We start from the raw sequence: 25968 nt of genomic DNA, 5'->3' as shown, positions 1-25968 counted from the left end.
GCGTCACGGCACGTCGTCGCCCAGGTCGGGGAGGTCGCCGACCGGGAGCTGGACGTGGGCGGTCGTGCCCTGGCCGACCTCGCTCTCCAGCCAGATGCGCCCGCCGTGCGCCTCCACGATGCCCCGGGCGATGCTCAGGCCGAGTCCCGCGCCGCCCTGATCCCGGCTGCGGCTGTCCTCGACCCGGTAGAAGCGGTCGAAGAGCCGGGCGAGGTGCTCGGGGGCGATGCCGGGGCCGTCGTCCCCCACGCTCAGACGCACCTCGCGCCCCTCTTCCTGAAGGCCGCTCGTCAGCGTGATGTGGCGGGCGCCCGCCTTGAGGGCGTTGCCGATCAGGTTGATCAGCACCTGCTTGAGGCGGTCGGGATCGCCCTCGAAGACCACATCCTGCCCGCCCGCCGTGAGCGCGGTGCCCTGCGCCTGGGCGAGGGGGGCAAGTTCGCGGGTGACCTCGGCCAGGAAGGGGCCCGAGAGGATGGGCTGGCGGGTCAGGGTGAGCGCCCCGCTGTCCGAGCGGGCGAGTTGCAGCAGGCTGGCGATCAGGTTGGTGAGCCGCTCGGACTCGCTGCGGATGATGTTCAGGCTCTCGCGCTGCTGCGGCGTGGGCTCGGTGCGGCGCAGGAGGTACGAGGCGTGCCCGCTGATCGCGGTGACGGGCGTGCGCAGCTCGTGGCTGGCATCGCTGGTAAACCGCCGCTGCGCCTCGAAGCTCCCCTCCAGGCGGCCCAGCATCGCGTTGAGCGCCCCGGCGAGGGACTCCACCTCGTCTCCGGTGCGCGGCTCGGGCACGCGCTCACCGAGGTTTTGCCCGCCGATGCGCTCGGCGGCGCGCTGGACCTGCCTCAGCGGCTGGAGGGCCCGCCCGGCGAGCAGGTAGGCCCCCGCCCCCGCCGTGATCAGCCCCACCACGAAGAGCAGCAAGATCACCCGCCGGAGCTGGGCGAGGGTGTCGTGCAGGGCGGTGAGCGGGCGGCCCACGTAGGTGACCGCGAGGGTCTCCTGGGGGCCGCTCAGCCCGCTCGGCTTGAGCTGCACCGGGCCCAGCGTGACCAGAAAGCGGTAGGGCGTGACCCGGCCGCTGTACGCTTCCTTGATGTCCCGCTCGACCACGATCTGGGTGTCGGGCGAATCGATCAGCCCGGTGAGTTCCGCGTCGCTCAGTCCCAGGGGGGCCGCGCGGTCCAGGCCGATGGGGGGACGGCGGGTGGCCTCGGTCAGGCGGCGAACGTAGTCGAGCAGTTGCCGCCGCGCCCCCGGCGTCCGCGCCTGGTCGAGCGCCGCCCGCAGGGTCTGGAGGTCGTAAAAGGCCAGCTCCTCGATCTGGATCGCGTCGTTGGGGAAGAAGTACCGCAGGGGCGAGAGACTTCCGGGCGCGTCCTGTTCGGCTCCCTCGCCGGGACCGCCCAGTTGAAGCTGACTGACGGTGTCGGTAAAGCTGCGGTATGTCCGCTGCAACTCCCGGTCGAGGTTGCCCACCAGACTCGTCCGCATCAGGAAGAGCGCCGCGAACCCCACGACCGTGAGCAGCACCGCGAGCAGCGCCGTGTAGAAGAGGGTCAGCCGCCAGCGCAGCGTCATGGCGACCCCCCGGGCAGCAGCCGGCCGGGCGTGGCGGACCGGATCCTCACGCCCGGCAGTCTAGCTCCGCTTCCCGACCTCACTCCTCGCGCAGCACGTACCCCACGCCGCGCACGGTATGGATCAGCCGCCGCTCCCCGCCCTCTTCGAGCTTGCGGCGCAGGTAGCCGATATACACGTCCACCACGTTGCTCCCGCCGGTGTACTCGGGCCAGACCTTCTCCTCGATCTCGAAGCGCGAGAAGACCTTGCCGGGATTGCGCGCGAGAAGTTCGAGCAGCTCGAATTCCTTGGCCGACAGCTCGACCCGCCGCCCGCCCCGGAAGATCTCGCGCCCGTCGAGGTTCATCACGAGGTCGGCGACCCGCACCTCGCCCGTCACCGCCGGGTTCACCCGCCGCAGGTGCGCGCGAACGCGGGCGAGCAGCTCCTCGATGGAAAAGGGCTTGATCAGGTAGTCGTCGGCGCCCGAGTCCAGGCCCTCCACCTTGTCCTGGATGCCGTCTTTCGCCGTCAGGATGATGATGGGCGTGTTGCTCGTCTTGCGGATGCGCCGCGCGACCTCCAGCCCGTCGAGCACCGGCAGCATCAGGTCGAGGATCACGAGGTCGGGGTTGACCTCGCGGAACTTGGACAGTCCCGTCACCCCGTCAAAGGCCACCTCGGTCGCGTACCCCTCGGCGGCAAGTTCGAGCTCGATAAAGCGCGCAATGTCTTTTTCATCCTCGATGACGAGGACCAGGGGCTTGCGTTCCATACCGGTCAGTCTAGGCAGCGTTCTCATGAGAAGGCCGCCCGGGCGCTTAACCGGTTTTCATAGCCCCCGCACCAACCTCACGCACGGTGTAAGCTCGGCACTCCGGCCCGAAGCCCGCCAGCGGGGGCAGCGGCCGCTCCGCGAGGGTGCCGGGAAACCCCAGATGGGCCGCCGCCGCCCCGCACACCAGCGTCTCGCCGGGCACGGCGGCGTCGCACAGGCGCCGGGCGTAGTTGACGGGCAGCCCGTACGCGCTGAGCTGCCCCCCGACCCAGCCGGTGATCACGGCCCCCAGGGCGACCCCCGCCCGCACCTGCAAGCGGGCCCCCAGGGTGGCGGCGAGCCCCAGCCGCGCGGCCCGCTCGTGCGTCTCGTGCCCGGCGAGGACGGCCGGCCCCACCTCGCCCTCTGCCCACAGCCCCAGCACCGCGTCCCCCTGGTGTTGCAGCACCCGTCCCCCCCGCGCCTCGAAGCTCAGCACGAGCACCTGCACGAACTCCGCCATCAGCGCCGCGTAGTCCTCCAGCGGCAGCAGGTGCGCCAGCCGCGTGCTCCCGACGAGATCGACCATCACGAGGCAGGCCTGCCCGTGGTCGGGGCGCCGGGCCGGGAGGGGAAAGAGCAGGTCGGTCATCGCGGGGTCCCCGACATCATGCGCCTCCCACCCTCCTCAGTAAACCCCCACCGCCCTCACATCGGGGGGGCTCGGCGGGTCAAGGCCCACTGCTCCCAGGAGTGCGTCTGGCCCCTCCTTTCCGAGGATCGGAGGGCAGACACGGGCCGCTCCCTCCGGGACAGGGCCAGGTGAGGACCCCTCTCCAAAGCCGAGGGACTTATGGCCTTCTCATCAGGAGCTTGGGAAGGCCGCGAACGTCGTCCCCCGCCAGACGGCCGGGGTCAGAGCAGGAAGCCGTGGAGGGGGGGCAGGGTGCGGAAGGCCACCCAGTCGCCGACCCCGGCGTCCGGCAGTTCCTCGAAGGCGCCGAGCACGAGGGGCAGGCGGGCGCGCACCACCCACATGCGCCGGGAGAGGGCCAGGAGTTCGCCCACGCCCTCGACCTCGGAGACGCCGACGACGGTGAGGGTCTCGCGGGCGCGGCCCCGTTCGGCGGGGGTCAGGACACGTGGCCCGCCGCCCCGGCGGTCGAGGACCCCGTGGACCACCACCCGGGCGGAGCCGGGGCGACCCCGGTAGGGCCCGGTGCGGTCGAAGAGGTACAGGACACGCCCGCCGGACGCGAACTCCAGCAGGGGGCTGCCCTCGCGCTGGGGGTAGAGCTGTCCCTGGGCGGCGAAGGCCTCGTAACGGGACGCGAACTCCAGCTCGGAACTCTCCAGGGTCATCGCGCTTCTCCGGCGGCCACACGCATTCGGGCCATTCTACCCATCTACCCGCCGCCCGGGGCCTCCTCCAACCAGTCCAGGGTGGGCCGGGGCACGCCGCCCGCATCGAGCACGGCGTCCGCGCGTTCCAGGGCGAAGGTGCCCTCCACCTCCCGCAGGACGTGGATCAGAACGAGGCCGGTGAGCCGTTCGAGCACCGCCCACTCCGGTGAGCCCGCCTCCTGGGCGTCGCGCGCACGCCGCAACAGGGTGAGGGCACGCGCCTCGTCTCCCCCGGAGAAGGCAGCCCGGACTGGCTCCGGCACGAGGGCGCGGGAAGGCGTCAGGTCAGGCTCCGCCACGTCACGTCGGCGACCACGCCCGCGAGCATGGTGAGGGCGAGCCACATGTTCGCGTCGAAAAAAGCCACGTTGACGCGCCCCAGGTCGTCCGGATTCACGATGCGGTGCTCGTAGAGCAGGATGCCGCCCATGATCAGCACCGCGAGGCCGTACCAGGGGCTCGCGCCCGTCGCCACCCCGACGAGGACCAGCAGGACGAAGGTGAGGGCGTGGCTCGCCGCGGCGATCCTGAGCGCCCGGGGAATCCCGAAACGCACGGGGATGCTCTTGATCCCGTTCGCCAGGTCGAAGCGGTGGTCGAGGGTCGCGTAGATCACGTCGAGCCCGATCATCCAGAACAGGACGACCCCCCACAGCAGCCACGCGCCGAGCGCGAATTCCCCGGTCACGGCAATCCACCCGCCCGCCGCCGCCGCACCGTCCGTGATCCCCAGCCAGACGTGGCACAACCAGGTGAAGCGCTTGGTGTACGGATACCCGATCAGGAATACGACGGCGAGCGGCAGCAGCGCGAGGCACAGGGGATTGAGCTGCGCCGCCGCGAAGGTCAGGACCCCCAGACTCACGACGACGAGTGCCCAGGCCTGCGCCGGGGTGACCCTGCCGCTGGGCACTTCGCGGCCCGCCGTGCGGGGATTGCGGGCGTCGATGAGGCGGTCGATCACCCGGTTGGCGCCCATCGCCGCCGTCCGGGCCGCCGCCATCGCCACGGTGACCCACACGAGGACGTGCCAGCCCGGCCATCCCGTACCGTTTTGCCCCATGCTCGCCAGCAGCATTCCGGCGTAGGCGAAGGGCAAGGCGAACACGGTGTGCTCGAACTTCACGAGGTCGAGATAGGTTTTGACGCGGGCGGCGGCACTCACGATATCGCAGGATACGCCGCCGTCACCTAAGCAGCCGGGAACCAGGGCACACACCGCGCGGGGACTCTGCTATCATGCTTTCCGCGCGGGCGTGAACGAGGCGTAGCGCAGGCCGGTAGCGCACTTGGTTTGGGACCAAGGGGTCGCTGGTTCGAATCCAGTCGCCTCGACCAGAGATCATGGCCCGGCGCGTTCACGCGGGATTGGTGTAGTGGTAGCACAGCAGCCTTCCAAGCTTCTGGCCTCGGTTCGAATCCGTGATCCCGCTCCAAGTACAGAAGGCCCCCGCAAGGGGGTCAAACCCTGCACCCTTAGCTCAGTTGGATAGAGCAACCGCCTTCTAAGCGGTCGGTCGTAGGTTCGAGTCCTACAGGGTGCGCCACGTTCAGGACGACAAAAATCCCTGGCTCAAAGCCGGGGATTCGTCCTATCCGTGTAGTTGTCGTGTAGTCGTCGGTTCAACACCCACCCGGGACAGGCCCTCATGAACGGGTGCCCCACCTGAAGGAGCATCGAGGATGGCTGGCGCGGTCGCCGCCGCGCTCCTTCCTTCCCCTCGATTCCTTCGTGTCGGCCCTGCACCCTTCCGAAGACGACCGTCTGCCCGGTGAACCCCGAGCGCGGCAACCCGGGTCGGGGTCCATCCTGCGTCGCGGCTTCCTCAACGTGGCTTCCCCGTGTGAAGGGGTAGCATGCCCGCGTGCCCAGCCGGTTCACCGCCTTCGACGTTCGCGTCGGCAACTGCTTTCTGCTGGAACTGGAGAGGGCCGGTGAGGCCGACCGGCCCTTCCGGATGTTGGTCGACGCGGGCAAGGACGCAAACGAGGCGCAGACATTTCTTCGACAACACCTGCGCCTCACGGGCGTCACGGCCGACGACCCGAACCGGCCGGTGATTGACGTGGTGACCCTGACCCACACCGACGCCGACCATCTAGGAGGACTGGAGGCCGTGCTCAGATTGCCAGTCCACATCCGTGAGCTGTGGCTGCCCTTCCTGATGGCCAAGGGAAGCTTCATGGTCTTCCGCTTTCCGGCAGACATGGCCCGGGCCCAGGCCGACCTGGTGGGCGGTCTTCCCGAGCACAGGGTTGTGGCGGCCCTGCAGTCGGCCATCGAGCAGTTCCCTGACGCCCCCGAGGGGGCCGCGGGAGAAGACGGGCTCACGTCACCCCTCGTCACCCTGGGCGACACCCTGCTCCGGCTCCTCGCGGATGATCTGCGGCACGTCGAGGTCCCGGAGCTGCCACGCCGGGAGGGCCTCTCCACCGAGGCTCTCGCGGATGAGATGCGGCGTTCCAACACGGACGAGGGGCAGTGGCTCGTCATGATGGAGGAGGAACTTCAGAGACGGTGCTGCGAGGAAGGGGATGAGCGGTGGTGGTGGCACGATGTGGCAGGACTGCTGAGGGCAGGCCCACACCGACCCCCGAACTGGCCCTTCCTTTGGACGCGGCTCGCCCAGACCAGGCCCCTCGCCACTGCCCGGGTGGCCATGCTCGCCGCCCTGTCCCGGAAGGGAGAGCGCGTTAAGAACGTGGCGGCGAGCGCCTACCGGCATCAGCGGGGCCTGCGTATCCGCTGGTTCGACTACGTGGATCAGATGGTCCATCCCGCCGAGCCAGACCCCGCGGCCTTTCCGGTCGGGGTCATCAACGCCCGAGTCAAGGAGGTGATCGAGCCGTTTGTGAATCCGGCGGAGGTGCTGGCCCTGATCACCAGGGACCCATCCGAGACGAACCACACCAGCCTGGTGCTGAATGCCCCGGCGGGCGCGGACCATCCGGGAGCACTCCTGAGTGCCGACAGCGACTTTCTGTTCATGCAGAACACCACCACGATCCCTGTCTGGACGCCCGGCATGTTGATCACCGCTCCGCACCACGGGGCGAAGACGAACGGGGGATTGGCCCACCTCTACCGGCAGGCCAGACAGAGCAACCAAGGCCTCAGCAGCATCTGGGTTCGCAGCGACAAGGAGCAGATGGGAATCCCGCCCGCCTGCCCCGGGTCCTGGTACACCGACCTCGACCACCAGGTCGGTGCGGAACGGTACTGCACCTGTTGTGCTGGACAGTCCAAGAATCCCTCCCACCCGAATCACGTGACCCTCACGGCGGTCAACGGACGATGGAGCACCAGCCACCCCCGTTGTCGGTGCTGACTGCCGATGGCCGTCCCGGTCCTGCCCATGTGTCCGTGACCTCGACGTGCAGGTGGGGTCTACCCGTGCTTCTGGCCCGCCGGCATGTTGCGCCCGCCTCAACACCTGCCGCACGTCGAGCGAGGGGTCCCGCCGCAGCGCCTCGGTGATCGCCGGGGACAGGTCCGGTCGAGCCGCGACAGACCACCGGACGGCGTAGTCGGGGTCGGCGGCGAGGGCGGTCAGCACATCCGGCGGAAGCACCGGGCGCTCGGCAAGCCGAGTCTTTACCTGCCGTGCCCAGTGCCAGACCAGGGCCCGCATGTCGGCGACCGAGAGGTCCAGATGCACCGCCAGCGCCTCCTGAAATTCGGCCCGGGGATGTCGCCGGGTATGCTCCCGCAACCCCTCCGGCACCCCCGGACGACGCACCAGCCCCAGCAGCGTCTGATCGGGCCAGCCCTGCACGAGGCCGGGCCGGGTCAGGCGCAGCGGCGGCAGGGCCGGATTGCCCAGCACCTCATCGGGAGAGTTGGCGGCGAGGTGGCCCAGCACCCCCGGCGGCGTGTTGGGGTGGGCCGCCACCGCCGCGCGCACGGCCAGGTCCTCAACCCAACAGCCGTCACCCAACGGTGAGCACTGCCCCGGGTGCTGGGGCACCACGTCCCGAGGGCAACCTGCCGGAAGCGAATCCCAGCGGGTGTAGAAGTATTCCGTTCGCCCTCACGGGCATCAGGCGAGGGTCACGGGCGTTCCATCCGTGAGGCAACACTACGAGGAGGCTCCTGGCTCCGGCGTGGCGATGGCTCTCGCCTCAGGATCATTGTCAAACCAGTCCCCCAACTCTTCAAGTTCTCGGAACAGGGAAAGACCATCCAGAGAGATGTCGTCCAGTTCGCCATTATCCAGCTTCCTGAAATAATGAGACGAGAGGTGGTTAATGATGTACGCGGCATACCTGATCGCCCCCAGCATCACATACCTTGAATAGACCGTCCCATAACCGAGAGAGGCCGCGTAGGGAGAAGGGACGAATCCAGTCCTCCCATCACTGTCACGATGGGGAATCAGCCCCAACCTCTGGCGCGCCCTCGGATTGTAGTGTCGCATCGCGGAAAGATGGGTATAAAGCCCTCTGGAGACTTCCTTCGCCACCTCGGAATCAGGAGAGCCGAGGACATGGCTGTAAAACAGGTCTCTGGCATCGCCATAGCCCAGGGGATTCTTCTTGTAGTCGTTCAGGTCAGTCGTGTCGTATATTTCCTTCCACTCTCTGACCCTGTCGCTCGACAGTCTCATCACCGCGAAGATGTAGAAGCCCTCGTACATCGAGCAGGCGACCGAGGCCGCAGGCCCGGCGTAGCCCATCCTCGCCAGGAGGGTGCACGATCTGAAGTCCTGCATGAGCTGCGAGGCCAGTTGCAACGCTATCTTCAATTCCAGCCTATCCTCATAGTCTTTATTTCTGGCCGCCTCGACACACGCCTCGTTCATGATTTCAAGACATCTGTCTGGCAGATCGAAAAACAGCTTCCTGTCCATCGAGGAGAGCTGAAGCGTCATCCTGGTGAGGGCTTCTGTTTTCTCGAACGTTTCTTCGTGGATCATCATCCAAGGCTACACTCGTGGGTACGAGGTGTGGCAGGCTGGCGCAGTTATCGATGGCGATCACCGTGGGTCCCCGTTACTCCCCGTCCAAGCTCTTCGATGCACGGCTCCACGTGGGGTACCAGGTGGTGTGTCGGGAGGTGCAGAAACAGACAGGGGCAGCAGGAGAAGGCCACCCGCCGCCCTGTCGAGGGTGCCGCGTCTGAGGGCGTCACCCGGGGTTGCCCTCCTGGGGCACAGATGGTCACCCTCTCGTCTGTGCGTCTCTGCTCGGTCCCGGCGCCGGCGATCAACTCACCCGGGTCGCCCAGGGTGCCCCTGGCGCCGCTGCCGAGCGGTCAGTTCAACACCCGTGCGGGATCGCCCTGGGTCGCCGGCGTCGGCGCCCGCACCCCGGCCTCCAGGGCCAGTGCGCCGCGTGCGGCCTCGCGCAGCTCGTCGTGGACCACATGCCGGTAAATGCTCAGGGTGATGACCACGCTGGCGTGCCCCATGTACCGGGACACCAGCTCGGGCGACATCCCGCGCCTGATGGCGAGAGTTCCGAAGCTGTGCCGCAGGTCGTGGGGCGACGCTTTTGGCAGCTTCTCCCCCATCATGATGACGGCCTTCAGGGTCGCCCGGTGCTCGACAGGCACCCCCCGCCAGACGCCCTCATCCCTGACGATCTCGGGATCGGACCAGCGCAGCAGGCCGTTCAGCGCGCGATTGAGGTTGTCGGGGTGGGTCTGCTCACCAAGGGCGGTGGGGAACATGAGGTCGAGGTCCTGCCAGATTCCCAACCCGGTCTGCCGCTCCCGCTCCTGTTCGCGCTGATGGGTGAGCAGCAGGTCGAGGACGTGCTGCGGGAGGGGAAGTTTCCTGCTCGAATTGGTCGTCTTGGGCTTTTTGAGGGTGGTCTTATTGACGGCCTTGACCAGAGACCGCCTCACCGTCAGATCACCCCGCTGGACATCGAGATCGCTCCAGCGCAGGCCCATCACCTCGCCGCGCCGCAGCCCAACCCGCAACATCAGATAGATCGCTGGCCACAACCGTGCCATGCCAGCACGGTAGAGGGCATTCCCGACCTTGATGAGCCGCGCCTCCTGGTCGAAATCCAGGGCCCTGGATTCGGCTATCTCGTTGACCTGGATACGGGGTGCCCTGACCCCGTCCATCGGATTGACATAGATGAGCTGGTCGCCGACCGCCTCCCGGAACAGCGCCCGCAGTCGGGTCACGACCTTGCCGAGGGAGCGCGGCGCGAGGGGTTTCCCGGTCTTCACCGGCTTCCTCGCCAGTTCGGCGACCAGTTCCTTGAGCATCGGGGCGCGGATCGTCTGGACCTTCAGGTTCCCGATGTGGTCCAGCGCGTACCCTAGGTCCGCCTCGTATCTCTGCCGGGTGACAGGCGTGATGTCGTACTGCCGCCGCCCCCAGATCTCCGCGTACTCCGCGACGGTGAGGCCACTCGGCTCGGCGAGCAGTCCACGCAGGTAGTCGGTTCTGGCACTCGCCAGCGCCGCCTCGGCCTGCTCCCGGGACGCGGCCTTGCCGCTCCTAGTGATCCGCGAGCCATTCGCGCGGTATCCCAGCGTGCCCTGCCACCGGTACCCCTTACCCTCACACCAGATGGAACCCATGCCGTTGGCCCGCCGTGGCCGACCGCTTTTCTTCTTCTGCTTCCCCGCGCCGGGCGCCGGGTCAGGTCCATCTGTACGCATGTCACCCTCCTGCTCTGCTATCAACATAATAAGTATATTTTTGAGAAAAATCAACCTGATAGACTGCGGCGATGATCGACCGGTCAAGCGGGGCGTCCGACGAGGGAGACGCCGCGCGCCGTGCACACGCCGAACGCGCCGTGCAGAACCACGACGAGGCGGCGCTCTGGGAGGTTCTCCACGCCTACCTGATCAAGTACCGGACGCCCAGCGCCCCCACCCTGCGCGCCTACCGCACAGGTCTCGGGGTCTACCTCCAGTTCCTGAACGAGGAGGGGCATCACCTCTCCCGCCCCCCGGCCATGCAGGACTACGGCGACTGGCTCATGACCAGGAACGCCGTCGCCACGGCGCGGGGCCGCCTCGTCGCCGCCACCCATCTCCTGACCGCGTTGAGGAGGCAGGGAGCCCTGCCCGTCCCGCCCCCCCTCACCGTCGCCCTCGCTGCCCCCACCGCGGCCCGGCGCACCGAGGCCTACACCGACGCCGAGGTGGACGCACTCCTCGCGCGGGCCCTCCCCGAGGAACGGATCATCCTGTTGCTGGCCCTGGAGGGTGGGCTGAGCACGGGTGAGATCGCGGCACTCCGCCGTGACCAGGTGATGCTGGACGAGGCCTTTCCCCACCTCCTGGTGCAGACGGAGACGGACGACCCGCAGCGGGTCGACCTCACCCCCCGACTTCAACAGGAATTACGCAGCTGGTTCGGCGCCACCCCGACCCGGTCGGGTGCCGTGACGGCGGGGACGACCCAGCCCTATCTCGACTACACCGTCAAGGCCCTGTGTGGACGGGCGGGTGTGCCCTACAAGGGGCTACGCGCCCTGCGAGTGACCGCTGGGGCCCGGCGCTTCCGGGAGACGGGTGATGCCCACGCGGTGCGGCGCTTCCTGCGCCTGGCCGACCGTGCTCAGGTCTCGCTCTACACTGAGGCCGCCGCGCGACTGAGCGGGTGACGTGGGGCAGGGCCGCACGCTGCCCGAATATCCAGTTATTCAAAGTTGAGGTGCCAAAACTGCCATAAGGCCCAGTCACGTCGGCCCTTATGTCAACTCGCCATCACAACCGGGAGCATGCCGGACGGCCCGTCGGTCAACCTGGTCGGCACCGGGACTTCTCCCCCACCCCGCTGCCACTCGGGCCCGACAAGCCGTCGGCGGGCCTGCTCTCCGAACTGCCGAAGGGCAGCCAGCCGAAGTGCTGGGTCCGGTCCGCGACTGGGCGCACCCGACGCAATCTCCTACCACAGAAGGGTCAGGGCAGCCGGAATCACGACACGTACCACACGCGGCTGCCCACGAGGGACCGGGCGAGCCACCCCCCCGAGCAGTACCCGTGGCCGAGGTCCCCCCACTCCTCACCCCAGGAATTGCGGAAGACGAACATGCCACCGTCCTGCGGACGATCCAGTTCGTCGTAGCCCACCATGACGATGGCGTGCCCGCCCGTCCCGCTCGGGTCAGGGTCTTCCGGGATGCGTCCGTCAACCGCCTGGGCGAATAGGCGTCCCACCCGGACGCCGAGGGCCACGGGACGGCCTTCGGTCAGGCGGTCGGCGATAGCCGCGGTCGAGAACGGCATGGGGTGCAGCGAGGCGCGGTGGCAGTTCTGGGCATCGAGCGCCGCCGCTGGTGGAACGTACAGGGTGGAGTGCTCGTCCCGGTCCCCGTCGTACGGCCACAGCGCCTCGACCGGCTGCCCCTGACGCCCCAGGGCCGCCTGCGCCATGGGCAGGGAGGCGCCGCTTCCCCCACGGGGCTGGCCCTGGCGGCACCCCCAGTACAGCATCTCCTCGGACAGGTCGAAGGTGCGGTCAAGCGCCGCGTCGGCCCCGAGCATCCGGGCCTCGTGGGCGGCGGTGACCGCAAAGGCGGTGCAGGTGCCGCGGTTGCCCTGGTCCCGGACGGGCGGCAGGGTGGGACGGAGGTCGGTCAACGGCCATGTTCGCGCGGTGTGGGTCATGGGGTTCAGGCGAGAAACGGCTGCTGACGGGTGCTCACGCCCTGCTGGGCACTTCCAGCCGGGTGGGGCGCGATGTTGAGGTCGAGGCCGAAGCGGTCGAGGGGCTCCCCCGAGCGTTGCCAGGGCCGCTGCTTGCGCAGTTCCAGGCGGGCGCCGCCCTGGTGCGTGACGCGCAGCACGAAGCGCCGCAGGCCCTCCCCGCCCAGCACCTCGTCGTCCGGTCCCGGCTCGGCGAGGAACTGATCGACCAGCACCTCCACCGCCGGGTCCGCGGGCTGGGCCCCGACGGTCTCCGGCGCCGTCCAGACGTAGCCGGTGGACGGCATCTCGGGCAGGTGCAGCACCAGCTCGTCGCTGACGCGCGGGTACACGACGCGCCCGGAGTCGCGGCGGTCAAGCGGCCACACGTCCACGCGGCCGTTGTCCGGGCGCTCCCCACCCCGAAGCTCGGTCTTGACCTGAAGGGGGCTGATGCGGACCAACTGGTCGTACACCCGCTTCCCGATGACGTCCAGGGCACGCAACTGGGTCACGGTGGCCTGGTAGCTCGCGCCCATCTCCAGGCCCATGAGGTACACCTGCTGCGGGGTCGGGTCCGCGTTCTCGCGCGGCAGGCCCGCCGCGCGGCACATCGTGTATACGAGGCGCGGCGGCATCAGGAAGTTGGCGGCGAACGCCTGGGCTTCCACCTCGATGACGCTGTCGGTGGTGCGGTCGCGGGCCAGGCCCAGCTCGACCTCGCCGTCCACGCTCTCCTCGTGGCCCATGTCGTGGTGCCCGTACTCGTGCGCGGCGGTGAAGCGTTGCAGGCTCGGCGGGTGCTTCGCGTTGACGAGGATGCCGCTGATGTCGCCCGCCTCGTCGGGGATGCGCCGGTACACCCCGTAGACGTCCAGCGGCTGGAACATGAGCCACACGCCAGACCGCTGGATGATGCCGAACACGTCAACGCGCTGGCCGGTGTCCGTGCCCAGCCGCTCGTGCGCGGCGGCGGCGGCGGCTGTGCCGCGCTGCCTGGCCCACTGCCTGGTTCTGGGAGTCAGCATGCGGTCACGACTGGTCGGTGGACGTGAGGGCCGGCGCGCGCCCCGCCTGCCGCAGGAACTCGGCGAAACGCAGCACCTGCTGCTTGTCCTGCTCGCTCAGACCCTTCGAGGCGCGGTACAGGGCCTGGGCCGTCTCGTCCTGCGGGCCGGCGAGCACCTCGTCGTCGTCGAAGAAGTATTCGAGGGGCTTCTTGAGCAGCCGGGCGAGCTTGTGCAGCTCGATGCTGCTGATCTTGCGCTTGCCCGTCTCCAGCGCGGACATGGCGGGCCGCGAGATCCCGATCCGGTCCGCGACGAACTCCTGCGACAGGCCCAGGTAGTCCCGGGCCTCCTTCACCCGTTCCGCGAGGCGACGCTCCTGCTCGGCGTCAAGCACGTACTCCCTGGTTTGCGGTTCCATCGTTCTCCTCCTCCTTCAGGCTGTCACGGTCCCCGCAGAGCCGCGTGAGCCGGGCGTGGTCACCGCGCGTCGCCGACGGCGGGAAGCGCGCAGGCCACCACGAAGGCGACCACCTGACGCTCGCCGTGGGCCAGGCTGAGCCGCCACGCGTCCAGGCGCAGGGCCCGCGCGCGGGCCGAGGCCTCCCCGTGCAGGCGCAGCGTGGGCTGCCCGTGCTCGGCGCTGACGACCTCGATGTCCCCCGGCTCGACGCCGTCACGGAAGCCGGTGCCGAGCGCCTTGGCCACCGCCTCCTTGGCAGCGAAGCGGGCCGCGAGACGCGCCGGGTCCCCCGCGCACCACGCGCGCTCGCCCTCGGTGAAATTGCGCTCGCAGAACGCCTCACCGCCCACTTCGAGGGCCCGGCGCCACCCGTCGAGGTCGACGAGGTCCACCCCGCACGACAGCGGGGCGTCCATCACGCCACCCTCGCGGCGTCCGCGCCCAGGTTGAGCGGGTCGGGATCGCGCGGGTCGAGGCGCCCGGTGGACAGGGCCTTCTGGGCGAGGCAGCCCGTGCAGCCGGGGGCCACGCGGTGCGCCTCCCGCACGGCCCCCAGCAGCCGGGAGCGGCCCCACACGTCGCGCAGGGACGCGGAGAGGACGTTGTCGTGGTCCCCGGGCAGCCGGAAGTCGCCGAACGCGCTGCACGGGGCCACGCGCCCGTCGGCCTCGACGAGGAGCTGGTCGAGCGCGGCGGTGCAGGGACCACAGCCCTCCAGCCCCAGGAAGGCGTGCGCGGACCCCAGCGCGATCTCCAGCCCGGGGTGGGCCGAGCGCAGGTCGAGAACGGTGTCACGCAGGGCGCGGTACCCGGCCTGATCGAGGGTCAAGCGGTCCTGACCGTGCGCGCCGCGCCCCTGCGGCACGAAGCGCAGCACGCTGATCCGCGGGACGCCGAGGGCCACCGCGAGCGCCGCGAGGCCGGGCAGCTCGTGGCGGTTGAGCCGGGTCGGCACGAAGTGCAGTTCGGTTCGCAGGCCGAGCGCGAGCGCCGCCCGGACGGTCTCCACGGTCAGGTCGAAGCTGCCGTCCACCCCGGTGACCGCGTCGTGCCGCACGGGGTCCGGGCTGTACAGGCTCACGACGAGCGTGTCGACGACCCGCGTGAGGGCGGCGAGCCGACCGGGCGGGACGCTGGTGCGGACGCCCGCCTGCCAGACGACGCCCGACGAGAAGACCCGCACCGCCAGGCCTTCCCGCCGGGCCCGCGCCACGACCTCGTCGAAGCCGACGTACTCCAGGGGCTCGCCGCCGGTGAGGGTCAGGCGGCGACCGCCGAGCCGGGCGAACTCGGACACGAGGTCCAGCGTCCGCGCGAGGGGCAGGGCGAGCGGGTGGCGCGGCGCCGCGAACGCCGAGCAGTGGGCGCAGGTGAGCGGGCAGGCCCGCAGCACCTCCACGCGCAACTCTCGCAGCGCCGGGAGCGTGTCTGGGCCCGGGGCCGAGGTGAGCTGCTCAGCCACCCGCGTCCTCCCCGTCGGTCAGGGTCTGCGCCGTGCGGGCCTCCCTGACGAGTGCCCGCGCCTGGCCCAGACGCTCGGCGTCCGCGTGGGTCGCCAGACACAACATCTCACCGGGCGCGCAACCGACCTCATGGCAGATGAACCCGAGCAGCCTGACGAGCCCCAGGTAGTTGCCGTAGGCGCGCTGGATGAAGAACTGGTTGCGGTACAGGGCACAGAGGTGGAGCTGCCCGTCCACCAGCTTCAGGCTGATGTGGCTGAGGCAGGGGAACCCCATGAGCCGGGTGTCGTCGGGGCGTTGAACGCGCAACTCGGTGTCCCAGCCGCCCGCGGGGACGACGGACAGCTCGTACGCGCTGCTCTTGGGGCCCCGGCCACGAAGCTCGCGGCGCAGCCGCTCCACCACCCGCTCCAGTTGATTGAGGGGCTCGTCGCCCGGGCGCTCCCAGGCGACGAGGCGCCCGAAGTAGGTCCCGTGGACGTTCCCCGGGTGCTGGCGGAGAAACGGGTAGGCCTCGCGGTACGTCGCGTACAGGTGAGGTGCCGCCCGCTCGCCCAGGTGTGGGAAGTACAGGTCGTTCGGGAACAGGGTGCCCGCGACGGTCTCGACCGGCTGCGCCGCCGAGGGGTTCGCCGCGATGAACCCGTCGAGCGCGCCCCGGATACCGGGGTCTTCCCCACCGTCGCCGGGCATGACGACCGTGAGGTTGACGGCCTTGCCGCCCTGGGTCACGAGCCGGTCGAGCGCGTCGAGCCACGCCCAGGAAAGGTTCGGGCGGGCGATCAGCGCCGCCTGGGAGACGTACGACCTGGTGCCGGAAGACCGCGTCTCGTGCGGGACCGGTTCTGTTCTGGGAGAGGTGGGCGCGGGCACTCAGGACCTCCTCTGGGCCGACAGCACGAGTTCGACGAGAGCGTTGACCGACGAGTACTGGGCGCGGTGCAGCTTGGAGGGGTTGGGCACCTTGACCCCCAGATCGGCGGCCAGCCGGGCGAGCACCGCATGCGCCGGCACGGACTTCACGGTGAAGTCACCGTGGCGCGTCATCTCCTGCTCGACTTCGGACTCAGGGCACGCGTAGGTGTGGGCGACGGCGGCGACGACCGCCGAGCGCACGCCCGCCGAAGGCGGAGGCTCGTGTTGGGGCGGCGCGACGGTGCTCTTCTGGACCATGTGTCAGCCTTCCTGCCGTTTTGAGAAAAACGACAGATTTCCTGACACTCTACAGCAAGGATGTCAGCAGGTCAAGCAAAATCGGTGGCGGTGTCAGCTTTTCAGACAGAGTGTTGAAGGGTACGTCCCAGTACCCGTGCCAGTTCCCGGAAGTCCTCCAGTTGCCGTTCCAGGGGCCGGTGCACCCGTGCTCGGGCACCCGGGTGGTACATCGGGATGAGGACGCGCCCCGCCCACTCGCGCCGCTGGCCCACGTCGAGCGCGAGCGTGAAGGCGTGGTCCTCGATGTGCCGGAGCGCTTCGAGCGCCACGCGCCCGAGGGTGACGACCACCTCGGGGGCGATCACGTCGAGAGTGCTCTCCAGGTGGCGCGCGCAGCGGGCCACCTCCTCGCGCGTCGGCGGGCTGTTGCGACCGAAGGCGTCCTGCGGGTTGCACAGCACCGCGTTGGTGATGAAGACCTCGGCGCGGTCCAGCCCGATGGAGGCCAGCAGCGCCTCGAAGTTCCGCCCCGTCTGGTCCCCCTGCAGGGGCACGCGGGTGCGCTCCGCCCCCAGGCGGCCCGGCGCCTCGGCCACGAACAGCACACGCGCTCCCTCGCGCCCGTTGGCCGCACTGAGCACCCGGGCACGCTCGTCCATCCGCGGACAGCGGCGGCACGCCTGCACCTGGTCCACCAGGGCCGCGAACGCCCGCGCCGGAGTGTCGTCCGCCGTCGTCCCGGGCCCCCTCAAGCCAGCCGCTCCAGGGCCGCGGGCACGAAGGACCGCGAGCGCAACACCTCCAGGATGAGGGCCCGGACCTCACCGAACACCTCGTCCGCGGGGCGGGAGGCATCCACCACCCGCGCTCGCGGGCCGTCCCGCTCCGCCGCGAACAGGTACCCCTGGCGCACGCGCTCCTGGAACGCCAGCTTCTCGTGATCGAACCGGTCGTCGGTCGGTGCCTGGTGTCGGCGGGTCATGGCCAGATCAGCGGGGAGGTCCAGGACGAGGGCGAGGTCGGGCCGCCGCTGTGCCGTGGCCAGGGCCGTCATCCGGTCAATGGCGTCGACGGGCAGGCCGCGGCCATACCCCTGGTACGCGACCGTGCCGTACTCGCCGCGGTCGGACAGCACGACGCGCCCTTCCCAGAGAGCCGGGAAGATGACCTCGGCGAAGGTCTGGGCGCGGTCGGCCTCGAACAGGAAGGCCTCTGCCCACGGCGTCGGGGTCTGCCCCTCACGCTTGCCCGTGACGACGGCGCGCAACGTCTCGCCCAGGGGCGTCCCGCCCGGCTCCCGCGTGTGCACCACCTCGACTCCACTGCCGCTCAGCCACTCCCTGACGCGCGTCACCACGCTCGACTTGCCGCTGCCGCCGATCCCCTCGAAGGTGATCAGCACGCCCTCCTGCCCGTTGTTCACCCCCCAAAGATACGACCGCCGCGCCCGTGAACCCCCGGCGTGCCGGGCTCGCAGGGGTGGAGCGCCGAGAGTGAGGTCCGCCCGTGGCTGCTGGAGGTACGCTGGCCACCGTGCGCAAAGAGGACTCTCCAGGAACGAACCTGAAACTGGGACCGGCGATCCCGGTGTCGGTGCGGCGGCTGTCAGCGGAACGTCCGCAACCCGAGATCCGGGAGCTGGCACAGGTGATGGAGGACGGGTACCGGCAGCGGGTCGTGGGGCGGGCGGGCGACCTGCCCGCCACACTGGCCTGGCTGGCGGAACGCGAGGCCGACCCCTCCCGCCGATCCGGGTAGTTCGACACGGCCAGTTCCACGACGAGGGACACGTCCGCCCCTCCCTCCACTCCTGTCACGAGAGGGCAAGGACGGCGCTCAGGCGAACGCATCTGCCCCCGGCGGCAGGATCAGGCTCACGGGCACGGCCTGGCACACCGACAGCGTGGGCGGGTTCAGGCTCTGCACCCGTCCGGTGAGCAGGTAGCACCGCTGATCGAGGTCCTCGCCCCACAGCAGGTACACCTGCCGGTCCGCCGTGACCGCCACTTGGTCGTGGCCGATGAACCGGACCTGGACGGTCAGCGCGATCTCGTCACCCACTCGCCCGGACGCACTCTCGCCGGGAACTGGGATGGCCGAGCCCGCCGGACGGGCGTCGTGAACCAGGAGGCGACGCACCTGACCCTGGAGGAGGACACCCCAGACCTCGGTGCGGCTGTGCTGGGCGGGCAGGGCCGTGAACGGCTGGCCGATCAGGGCGAGGCGCTGCTCACCCTGGGTCAGGACGGCCCCACCGGGATGCCGGGAGTACAGCCCGGTGAGCAGGACAGGGTCGCCGTCTGCCAGGGACGAGAGCTGGTGCAGGTGAACAGGCAGGTAGGACAAGAGGACCTCGAACCACGGTGGTGTCTCCCGGAGGGAAGCTTCACCTGCGGACCCGCCGCAGGTGGGTGAAGGGCAGTTCCCCGGGGATCAAGGCAGGAGGTGGGTGAACAGCACCCGCCTCGCGGCAGCCCACCTTGACCACTCTGGGAGACCCACTTCGCCTGGCGGGGCCGAGTGTCGTTCCAGCTCACGCCCGGACCCATCTGCCGAGAAGCGCCCCGGGCTTCCGCCGCCGGGCCAATCTCAGGCGGGAACGTCCCAGGACGTGAACAACCCCCGAACGGGTATCGGGGGTTGCGCCAGCATCGTCGGGCGGAAGTTACAGGGCGGGTCCCCGGCAGCGATCCTTCGCGTTTCCTGCGGGAGGGCGCACCGGACGAGCCGGGCGAACCCGACCCGAGTCACTTCGCCGGGAAGGTAGCCTTCTTGTAGATCGTGACGGTCGCCCGGGGCAGGTTGATGCTCACACGCTGCCAGTGGGTGGCGATGTCCGTCCCCACCTTGGCGTAGATATCGATGGTCCGGGCCGACCGTGGCACCCGGATCGCGCTCGCCTTGCCGTTGTAGTACAACGGCTGAAGGGCACCGTTGTCGATCTTCGCGCCAACGGTGAACGGAATCCCGTTGTAGCCGGGAGCCTCGTAGGTCAACTGGTAGTTCCGGGGGTCGAACACGGCATTCGAGGTCGGGTTGGCCGTTCCCGCACTGGTGTCCCGGTACATGTTCTCGAACATGATCCGCTGCGTGTTCCTGTAGTTTTCCCGGAAGACGTTCGAGAACGCCGCCAAGTTGGGCGCCGTCGCGGTCACGACCTGGCCCTTCTGGGTCGGGGTGAACGTGAACCCGCAGAACTTGGTGGGCCCGGTGGCCTCGTCAAACCACACGGTCACCTGCTGCGGCTCGTTGGGAAACGTCGCGGCGGACGTGTAGCGAACCATGTTGCTGTCCCCGAGGAGCAGGCTCTTACAGTCGGCGGGCGGCAGGGCCGCTTGAGCGGTGGAAAGAGCGAGAAGGGCGGCCAGGACTGTCTTTTGCATGGATGCGGCACCTCCGAGGGAACGCCTCCAGCATACATGGCTTTAAGTGATATGGCTTTAACTGAATGGCTCCCCGGAAAGGGGGCTCGCCACCCTAGGACGGTGGCGAAAACGGACAAGGGCCCGACGGAGTCGAGGTTGACCTTCGGGCGGCGGCTCCGTGAGGAACGGCAGAAGCAGGGCATGACGTTGGAGGACCTAGCCGAAACGAGTGGGATCACGTGGTCTTACATCGCCCAGGTCGAGGTGGGCCGCCGCAATATCAGCGTGGACAACATGCACCTGCTCGCGGCAGGGGTGGGTGTGCCGCTCAGGGAGTTGCTGTAGGGCACCGTCCTACCGCTGACGCGTTTCCCGGCTTGAGGCACGCGGTGACCTCAGGACCGCACTGGCCCTCACCAGCGCGGCAGCACAGGACCGGATGAGGCGATCCGGTGACCACCGGTTCTGTCCGTCCAGCCTCGCCTCCAGCTCCTCCCGCAGCAGGCGCACCTGCTCGGCGTTGGCGGCGGCGTGATGGTCGTGGTCAGTCACACGGGGCAGCATGACAGGTTACAGGACCGGGCGAGGAGGCAGTTGCGTCCCCCCGGTGCCCTCACCAACCGTCGATCCCCGCCGACACCGGCCCGCGGAGGTTGATGTGGCCCTCGCGCGTGACCCGGTGGCTTCCACCGAAGTTCCCCCCCACGTGCACCCCCACCACCCGAACGAACAGGCGGTCCTGAACCACGGGGGACACGAAGAGTTGTTCCAGGGCGGTGAGGGGCGCCGGGTCCTGCGGCGTGCCCCGTAGCAGACGGTCGGTGAGCAGCAGTTCGGCCATCGGCACGAACAGTTCCGCCTCGCGGTGGTGGGCCGCGAGTTGCCGGTGGAGCTGGGCCAGGCGGGGACCGACCGGGCTCAGGGCCCGCAGGAAGCTGAGCCCACCGCCGCCTCGCCTTTCGGGCACGGGCTTGCCGAACAGCAGGGAATCCATGGCCGCTTCCAGCTGTTCCTCGCCGCTCTCCCCGTTGGCGATGGGGATGATCGTCAGGACACTCGCGGAGGCCGGGCGCAGGTTGGCCTCGATCCGCTGGGTCACGGCGTACCGGCTGGCACGGTCCTCGTGCACCCGCACCTGCTCGGCGTCGAACACCTCTCGGGCGAGGGTGAGTGGCCGCGCGTGAAAGGAGTCTCCCAGCGCAGCCAGGATCTGCCGGTCGCGCAGGCTGGCCTCCAGGGTGACGCTTCGGCGCTGACGCTGGGGGTCCCACGCATTCCCCGTGGCCGGGGGCAGAGTCACTTTGCTCACCGGAAAGACAGTCTGGTCCAGCTTGACCCAGGTGGTGGAATCGGCCTCCGCCAGCCGTGTCAGGCCCTCGCGCACCGCTCGTTTCAGCTCGTTGATGGTGCCGAAGCGGGCCACGGTGTGGACCCCTTCGAGCTGCGAGACGAGGGACTGCATCGCCGGTTCCCGCTCGACCCCGAGCTTGTTGTAGGCCAGCACCGGCTTGTAGCTGGCATACGCGGTGTCGTACTCCAGGTGGGTGGCGCTGCGCCCTTGCGGATCGCTGGCCACCGGGGCACCGTACCTCTCACCCGCGATGAAGAGGTACACGTCCGCGCGCCCCACTTCTGGGTGGTACACCTGTGCCGGATCGCCCGGCGAGGAGAACTCCTCGAAGTACCTCGGCGTGGCGCCGAAGTCGGCGACGGTCTGGGCGACGGCGTCCCGTTCGGGCATCAAGTCCCGCATCGTGGACGAGATCATCACCGTGCGTCCACGGGCCCAGGCACGCAGTTGGGTCTCGTCGAGGCTGGGCAATGGGGACACCAGGTCTAGCAAGAGTGGCTGAGGCAAGGACATGCCCCAGTCTACCTATATTATGTTGTGCACGTATTTGCTCCGCGAACGGGAGCACCTCCGCAGGCGTGAGGCCGGTGCCACACGAGAAGAGGCACACGGCCTGCGGGTCACGTCACCTGGGCGGGAGCGTGTGGAAGCGCCTCACAGGACGTCAGGCTCTCCGCGCCGTGCGGACTCCCGCTCATGCACCTTTATCTGCCGGATGCGTGGAGGCATCTCCGGGTCTTCGAGAACGATCTCAGACCACTGGCCACGGGTTAAGAAGGGCGCCATAGCGTCGTCGAGTTGATCCCCTGCGACGCTGGTCCGACCTTCACTGAGCATGCTGAGCGCCAGCCGTGCACCCGCCACGACGGCGGGTTCCAGGGCTGCGCGGTGCTCTTGCAGGAGTCGGCAAACCCTATCGTAGGCACGCTCACCCTCATGATAAATGTTGCCGTCTTCAAGCCACGACTGATGGCTGGTATTTATAAGATCTTCAATATCTCGTTCATCGAGTCGATACGCATTTATACCTACAACATGAGTGCCCTTGTCGAAGTTGATTTTCGCAAGCACCTCGAAGGCAGTTGGGGCAGTGAGGACATAAAGCTGTGCACTTACGTCAAAGTATTTGAGAACTTTCTTGGAAGACTTGGCCCGCGCCTCCTTGACGGCCTGTTCCAGGAAGACGCCCTTGAGGAGCACATCCTCGGCCCGGGTCACGGCGAACGCCGCGGCATGGTGAGCCGCTTCGTGCAGGGCGACTTGCACCGCCTCGATACACCTCAGGCTGTCCGCAGCATCCGTTGTCGTGAGGCTTGGCTGTTGCGACAGATGCTGGAGCTTCTCGACAACTTCGTGATCGCCCAAGGCCTGAACCAGCGGCTCTTTCAGGAAGACGTTACTCGCCCTGAGAAGGTCAACTCGGTAAGACTCATTCTGGACAATAGCCGAGTTGCCAGGAGACAGATCAAAATTCTGAAGGACAACGCTGTAGGGACGGTCTACTTGTGACATGTCTTGATTCCTTTCGCTGCGGACGGCTCATGCCGCGACGGTTGATCGGGCTTCGAGCGTCCGAGCAACTCACCCTGGTCAGATGTTCCCCCCACTGCACCCAAAACCCTCTGGGTGAAGGGGTGCTACCCCAGTCTGCTTACGGTCTCAGTGGGCTTCGGGGGATGTGATGACGCGCCTCGCTCAACCTCTCCGGCCCCGCCGTCCCGGGAGCGGCATAACCTGTCCCCTACCGGACGCTGGACACTGCCCATCACCCCGGGTCACCGCTGGACTTCGGCGAGCTGTAAGCCTGGGCCTCCGCACTTCTGCCCAGCTCGCCAGGGGCGGCGATGCGCCGGCTTCTGCTGTTCACGGCGCCGGGAGCCACTCCACCTCCAGTGTTTCCAACTCTCCATCCATCGGGCGGTACGCGGTCGCGCTCAGGCGACCGTCCGACCATCCCACGCTCATCAGCAGGTGCAGGTCGTCAACCAGCGCGGTAGTTCGGCCCGCGTGGAGCCAGACCAGATCGGCCTCGATACCGCCCAACTGGCTGTCCGGGTACATGATCCAACTGCCCACCCAGTCCACGGGCTGCTCGCTAGCCGCGGCCAGGGCGTCGGCCCACCCCAGGGCGTAGTGCGGATCGACCTGGAGGGGCGTCTGGCACGTGGGCCACCAGGCGTACCCCTGGGGAGCGGCGAAGTGAACATGGAGAACGTCATCTTCGGCGTGCCCAAACAGCAGGCCGCCCCGCCACCGCCCACTCGCGGCGAGCTGAGCCTGGAGGGTGGCCCTGGCCCGTTGGTGGACGTGGACACTACGGGTGAGCGGGGAGTTCACGGGCGGCGAGACGGGCTGGGCCAGCAGGCCCAGGAAGCGGGCGTGAACTCGGGACATCAACGCAACCTCGACTTGATCATGATTCTCCTCGCCATGTCGGTCCGCAGGAACGGCTTCCGACAAGGAACCGGAGCAGCCGACCCGCCGCAGGCGGGTGAGGGCGGTCTTTCCGACAACGGATGAGGAAAGGGAAAGTGGCGCATGGTGAAAGGTCCTCTTCGAGGGTTCAGCAACCGGCGGGCAGTGGCACGAACCTGCTCAGACCGGTGGTCTGGTCTACCGAAGACGACATCAAGCCACATGGATCGGAAGGCGCGAGGACAAGGAGGTTGCGGCAGCAAGCGAGCCCGCGCCGTGGCCCCCTGGCCCCCGGGCATGCCTCGCAGGGACGCAGGTCTCAACGCCGACGCCCTTGCCCCCGCCCCGGGCCATGCGGTTCACCGCATTCCCCTGCCGTTTCGGGTGTCCGGACGGCTGGTATCCACAGGGGCCGTCCGGCGCCCGAAACGGCCTATAAGGTATTTACGATGAGGCACTTTTGGCCCGGTCCCGCCTCATATGGTGCAAGACGGGCCTTACGAGGTCGCCTCCTCATGACACCACCGCCACCGCGTGGCCGCGACGACGGTGGGCAGACCATGACGGGATCGGGCGGTCAGAACCACCGCGTGAGCAGGACCCGCAAGTCCCACTCCTGTGCCAACCGCTCCCGCCGGGCTTCCCCCGGGACGCCCCAGATGACGTCCTCGTAGCTCTGGTCCCGGAAGGCGCCGAGCTTGTCCGCGATGACCGAGCGGGTGTACGACCCGGTGTCGTACTCCACCGCCGTCCTGCCGAACTCGGTGACGAGCACGGCATCGGGTTTGCAGAATTCGCGGCGGCCCAGGGCGACCCCCGTGAGCCAGCGCGAGGGGTCCGGCGGCACGTTCAGCAGGACGCGCATTTCCGCCACGCCCGCCGCATGCGACAGGAAGGTCACGTCGCGTTGGATGAGGCGTCTGTCGCTCACGTAGAAGCGCGCGTGGACGACCTGCGCAGCGTCACTGTGGACAGGTTTGAGCTGAGTGTCCACGTGGTGAACGTCGTGGACGTCGGACGGTTCCAGCCCGTACAGGCGGAACAGTTGATGCCCACTGATGACCCGGTCGACCGCCAGGGCTTGCCGGAAAGCGGCGACACGGGCGGCGCGGGGCCGACTCAGGACCGACACCCACAGGGGGCCGTAGTAATGCCCACGTGCGGCCAGCCGCTCCAGAGTCAACTGTTCCGTCTCGGGAACGATGACCGGGTCGTCCCCGGGCCCCTTAAACGCAAAAATCGGCACGGTGAGGTCGTCCTGAGATGACGCCTGCGGCAATCTTGGCACCACGTGAATCACCTTGAGCCAGGCGGGGTGCGTGGCGGCGAGTTGCTGCCCACGGCGGGCACTCGGGCTCAAGAGGATGACCCAGAATCCGCGCCGCAGGGCGTTGCTCCGCAGGCGGGTGATGAGGTGCCGGATGCCGGTGTTCGAGAACCCTCCGGGCATCTTGCCGATGACCAGGGCCGCTCCCGAGTCGCCCTCCCCGGCGAACGGGGTCATGACGGCGGTCATCCGCCCCGTGCGGTCGTACTGCCGCAGGTACTGCACGTCCGGCGTGACGGACCAGCCCAGTTCCTTGAGCGCGAGCCGGGTGTAGGCCCGGTCCAGTTGCCGTGACACGCTGCCGGCCTGCCGCGCCGTGGAGCCGATCAACCGCTGCCCCCGCGGCGTCAGGAGTGTCAGCGTGCCGATGACGGTGGACGCCCGGTCGAGAAGGCCCGCGCCGTACAGGTCCGCCGCCTCGGGGAGGTGGGCGGCGACCTCGTCCGCCCGCCACGCCCCGTCGGCATGAAGCTGTTGCAACGCCGTGTGGGTACGGCGGCGCAGAACGACGTCGCCCTCCTCCGCGACGACGATCTTCGGCGTCGTGGGTGCACTCATTCGGTGCCACGGCCCTTGCCGCGCAGGAGCTGGCGGCGCAGGTCCGCGAGCCTGTTGAAATCGTCCTGGCCGGTGCGCAGGCGTTCCAGGGTGGACGTCGCCCGACCGGTCGCGGCCCGGTACGCGTACAGCGACTCGGTCCGCTGCACCCGCAGCCACTCCTCGAACTCGGGCGTTCGCCGGATCAGCTCGTCTTGCAGGCTGCGGCGCCGACCGGTCTGGCCGCCGGCCAGCATCCGGACCGTGAACGACGTGCCTTCCAGTTGGACGCTGCGGATGATGCTGCGGCGAACTCCGTCCTCGTAGTGCTCGACCACCAGCGAGCGCTCCGCGGGCGGAAGATCGCGCAGCAGCAGGGTGCTGAGCAGGATGAAGTTGCCGTCGGGTAAGTCTTCCGTCGAGGTGGACACCGACTCGTCGTCCGGCACTGACGCCTCACCGGCATCTTCGTGTGCCTGAGGGTCGCGGATGAAGTCACTGCCTTCGAGTGTTTGAATGAGTTCGGGGAACAGGCCATCGGTGTTGTCGTCAGTCATGACTG

General features: G+C 68.7%; 28 protein-coding genes and 3 tRNA genes. 7 read left to right on the top strand and 24 right to left on the bottom strand.

Annotated features, from left to right (window positions below; genetic code table 11):
- Positions 1–3: 3 nt before the first annotated feature.
- The 6 genes from IC605_RS14765 to mqnP all read right to left on the bottom strand — a co-directional run bounded on the left by IC605_RS14765 (position 4) and on the right by mqnP (position 4886).
- Entirely contained in the window at positions 4–1578 is a 1575-nt protein-coding gene (locus tag IC605_RS14765; RefSeq protein WP_216325728.1) for a sensor histidine kinase, read from the bottom strand.
- A gap of 79 nt (positions 1579–1657) precedes the next feature.
- Complete coding sequence (locus IC605_RS14760; protein WP_010887388.1) at positions 1658–2335, bottom strand: response regulator transcription factor; 678 nt, start codon at positions 2333–2335, stop codon at positions 1658–1660.
- A gap of 46 nt (positions 2336–2381) precedes the next feature.
- Positions 2382–2969, bottom strand: coding sequence for an adenylate/guanylate cyclase domain-containing protein (locus IC605_RS14755; protein ID WP_216325725.1), 588 nt, complete (start codon positions 2967–2969; stop codon positions 2382–2384).
- A gap of 263 nt (positions 2970–3232) precedes the next feature.
- Complete coding sequence (locus IC605_RS14750; RefSeq protein WP_216325722.1) at positions 3233–3679, bottom strand: hypothetical protein; 447 nt, start codon at positions 3677–3679, stop codon at positions 3233–3235.
- A 44-nt stretch (positions 3680–3723) separates the two neighbouring features.
- Entirely contained in the window at positions 3724–3924 is a 201-nt protein-coding gene (locus IC605_RS14745) for a hypothetical protein (protein ID WP_343216625.1), read from the bottom strand.
- A 77-nt stretch (positions 3925–4001) separates the two neighbouring features.
- A complete protein-coding gene (mqnP, locus tag IC605_RS14740; RefSeq protein WP_216325717.1) occupies positions 4002–4886 on the bottom strand; it encodes a menaquinone biosynthesis prenyltransferase MqnP in 885 nt (294 codons plus the stop codon).
- A gap of 96 nt (positions 4887–4982) precedes the next feature.
- On the opposite strand from mqnP, the gene IC605_RS14735 reads away from it, so the two are divergent.
- The 4 genes from IC605_RS14735 to IC605_RS24695 all read left to right on the top strand — a co-directional run bounded on the left by IC605_RS14735 (position 4983) and on the right by IC605_RS24695 (position 7050).
- Positions 4983–5059: transfer RNA gene (locus IC605_RS14735), tRNA-Pro, on the top strand.
- 24 nt (positions 5060–5083) lie between these two features.
- Positions 5084–5157, top strand: a tRNA-Gly gene (locus IC605_RS14730).
- Between the two features lie 34 nt (positions 5158–5191).
- Positions 5192–5268 (top strand) — tRNA-Arg (locus tag IC605_RS14725).
- Between the two features lie 318 nt (positions 5269–5586).
- Positions 5587–7050: a ComEC/Rec2 family competence protein gene (locus tag IC605_RS24695; protein WP_246580878.1), complete on the top strand. Its 1464-nt coding sequence runs from the start codon at positions 5587–5589 to the stop codon at positions 7048–7050.
- Positions 7051–7800: 750 nt separating this feature from the next.
- On the opposite strand, the gene IC605_RS14715 is transcribed toward IC605_RS24695, so the two are convergent.
- The gene (locus IC605_RS14715; RefSeq protein ID WP_216325711.1) at positions 7801–8637 is read right to left on the bottom strand and encodes a hypothetical protein; all 837 of its coding nucleotides are present in this window, start codon (positions 8635–8637) and stop codon (positions 7801–7803) included.
- A gap of 338 nt (positions 8638–8975) precedes the next feature.
- Positions 8976–10343, bottom strand: coding sequence for a tyrosine-type recombinase/integrase (locus IC605_RS14710; protein WP_216325708.1), 1368 nt, complete (start codon positions 10341–10343; stop codon positions 8976–8978).
- Between the two features lie 71 nt (positions 10344–10414).
- Here IC605_RS14710 and IC605_RS14705 point away from each other — a divergent pair, with 71 nt between their 5' ends.
- Entirely contained in the window at positions 10415–11299 is an 885-nt protein-coding gene (locus IC605_RS14705) for a tyrosine-type recombinase/integrase (RefSeq protein ID WP_216325705.1), read from the top strand.
- Positions 11300–11612: 313 nt separating this feature from the next.
- Here IC605_RS14705 and IC605_RS14700 read toward each other — a convergent pair whose 3' ends face one another.
- From IC605_RS14700 to tmk, 9 genes are all read right to left on the bottom strand, one after another.
- Positions 11613–12305: a C1 family peptidase gene (locus IC605_RS14700; RefSeq protein WP_216325703.1), complete on the bottom strand. Its 693-nt coding sequence runs from the start codon at positions 12303–12305 to the stop codon at positions 11613–11615.
- Positions 12306–12310: 5 nt separating this feature from the next.
- Positions 12311–13351, bottom strand: coding sequence for an ImmA/IrrE family metallo-endopeptidase (locus tag IC605_RS14695; RefSeq protein WP_216325699.1), 1041 nt, complete (start codon positions 13349–13351; stop codon positions 12311–12313).
- Positions 13352–13355: 4 nt separating this feature from the next.
- Positions 13356–13751, bottom strand: a complete 396-nt coding sequence (locus tag IC605_RS14690; protein ID WP_216325695.1) for a helix-turn-helix transcriptional regulator — start codon at positions 13749–13751, stop codon at positions 13356–13358.
- Between the two features lie 59 nt (positions 13752–13810).
- On the bottom strand, positions 13811–14209 hold the full coding sequence (locus tag IC605_RS14685) for a holo-ACP synthase (protein ID WP_216325692.1): 399 nt from the start codon (positions 14207–14209) through the stop codon (positions 13811–13813).
- Positions 14209–15255 carry a radical SAM protein gene (locus IC605_RS14680; RefSeq protein ID WP_216325690.1) on the bottom strand — a complete coding sequence of 349 codons (1047 nt, stop codon included), beginning with the start codon at positions 15253–15255 and terminating at the stop codon, positions 14209–14211. Before IC605_RS14680 ends, IC605_RS14685 begins: the two co-directional genes overlap by 1 nt.
- Positions 15248–16129, bottom strand: coding sequence for a thymidylate synthase family protein (locus IC605_RS14675; protein ID WP_216325688.1), 882 nt, complete (start codon positions 16127–16129; stop codon positions 15248–15250). Before IC605_RS14675 ends, IC605_RS14680 begins: the two co-directional genes overlap by 8 nt.
- Positions 16130–16429 (bottom strand): hypothetical protein, encoded by a 300-nt coding sequence (locus tag IC605_RS14670; RefSeq protein WP_216325685.1) that lies wholly within the window; start codon positions 16427–16429, stop codon positions 16130–16132.
- A gap of 101 nt (positions 16430–16530) precedes the next feature.
- A complete protein-coding gene (locus IC605_RS14665) occupies positions 16531–17163 on the bottom strand; it encodes a uracil-DNA glycosylase (protein ID WP_216325682.1) in 633 nt (210 codons plus the stop codon).
- The gene (gene tmk / locus IC605_RS14660; RefSeq protein WP_216325679.1) at positions 17160–17834 is read right to left on the bottom strand and encodes a dTMP kinase; all 675 of its coding nucleotides are present in this window, start codon (positions 17832–17834) and stop codon (positions 17160–17162) included. The genes IC605_RS14665 and tmk overlap by 4 nt, the downstream gene beginning before the upstream one ends.
- A 110-nt stretch (positions 17835–17944) precedes the next feature.
- On the opposite strand from tmk, the gene IC605_RS14655 reads away from it, so the two are divergent.
- Entirely contained in the window at positions 17945–18169 is a 225-nt protein-coding gene (locus tag IC605_RS14655; RefSeq protein WP_216325676.1) for a hypothetical protein, read from the top strand.
- 78 nt (positions 18170–18247) lie between these two features.
- On the opposite strand, the gene IC605_RS14650 is transcribed toward IC605_RS14655, so the two are convergent.
- A complete protein-coding gene (locus IC605_RS14650; protein ID WP_216325674.1) occupies positions 18248–18757 on the bottom strand; it encodes a hypothetical protein in 510 nt (169 codons plus the stop codon).
- A gap of 401 nt (positions 18758–19158) precedes the next feature.
- Complete coding sequence (locus IC605_RS14645; RefSeq protein ID WP_216325671.1) at positions 19159–19794, bottom strand: hypothetical protein; 636 nt, start codon at positions 19792–19794, stop codon at positions 19159–19161.
- 102 nt (positions 19795–19896) lie between these two features.
- Between IC605_RS14645 and IC605_RS14640 the strand changes: the two genes are divergently transcribed.
- Positions 19897–20121, top strand: coding sequence for a helix-turn-helix domain-containing protein (locus tag IC605_RS14640; RefSeq protein WP_216325669.1), 225 nt, complete (start codon positions 19897–19899; stop codon positions 20119–20121).
- A gap of 268 nt (positions 20122–20389) precedes the next feature.
- On the opposite strand, the gene IC605_RS14635 is transcribed toward IC605_RS14640, so the two are convergent.
- The 5 genes from IC605_RS14635 to IC605_RS14615 form a co-directional block, all read right to left on the bottom strand.
- The gene (locus IC605_RS14635) at positions 20390–21640 is read right to left on the bottom strand and encodes a DUF4062 domain-containing protein (RefSeq protein WP_216325667.1); all 1251 of its coding nucleotides are present in this window, start codon (positions 21638–21640) and stop codon (positions 20390–20392) included.
- A gap of 141 nt (positions 21641–21781) precedes the next feature.
- Positions 21782–22639: a hypothetical protein gene (locus IC605_RS14630; RefSeq protein ID WP_216325664.1), complete on the bottom strand. Its 858-nt coding sequence runs from the start codon at positions 22637–22639 to the stop codon at positions 21782–21784.
- 351 nt (positions 22640–22990) lie between these two features.
- Positions 22991–23521 (bottom strand): hypothetical protein, encoded by a 531-nt coding sequence (locus IC605_RS14625; RefSeq protein ID WP_216325661.1) that lies wholly within the window; start codon positions 23519–23521, stop codon positions 22991–22993.
- 598 nt (positions 23522–24119) lie between these two features.
- Positions 24120–25427, bottom strand: a complete 1308-nt coding sequence (locus IC605_RS14620) for a hypothetical protein (protein ID WP_216325658.1) — start codon at positions 25425–25427, stop codon at positions 24120–24122.
- On the bottom strand, positions 25424–25963 hold the full coding sequence (locus IC605_RS14615; protein ID WP_216325655.1) for a hypothetical protein: 540 nt from the start codon (positions 25961–25963) through the stop codon (positions 25424–25426). The genes IC605_RS14620 and IC605_RS14615 overlap by 4 nt, the downstream gene beginning before the upstream one ends.
- Between the last annotated feature and the right edge of the window lie 5 nt (positions 25964–25968).

The organism is Deinococcus aestuarii, assembly GCF_018863415.1.
In the GTDB taxonomy this organism is placed as follows: domain Bacteria; phylum Deinococcota; class Deinococci; order Deinococcales; family Deinococcaceae; genus Deinococcus; species Deinococcus aestuarii.
This window is presented reverse-complemented; position numbering and strand designations above follow the sequence as displayed.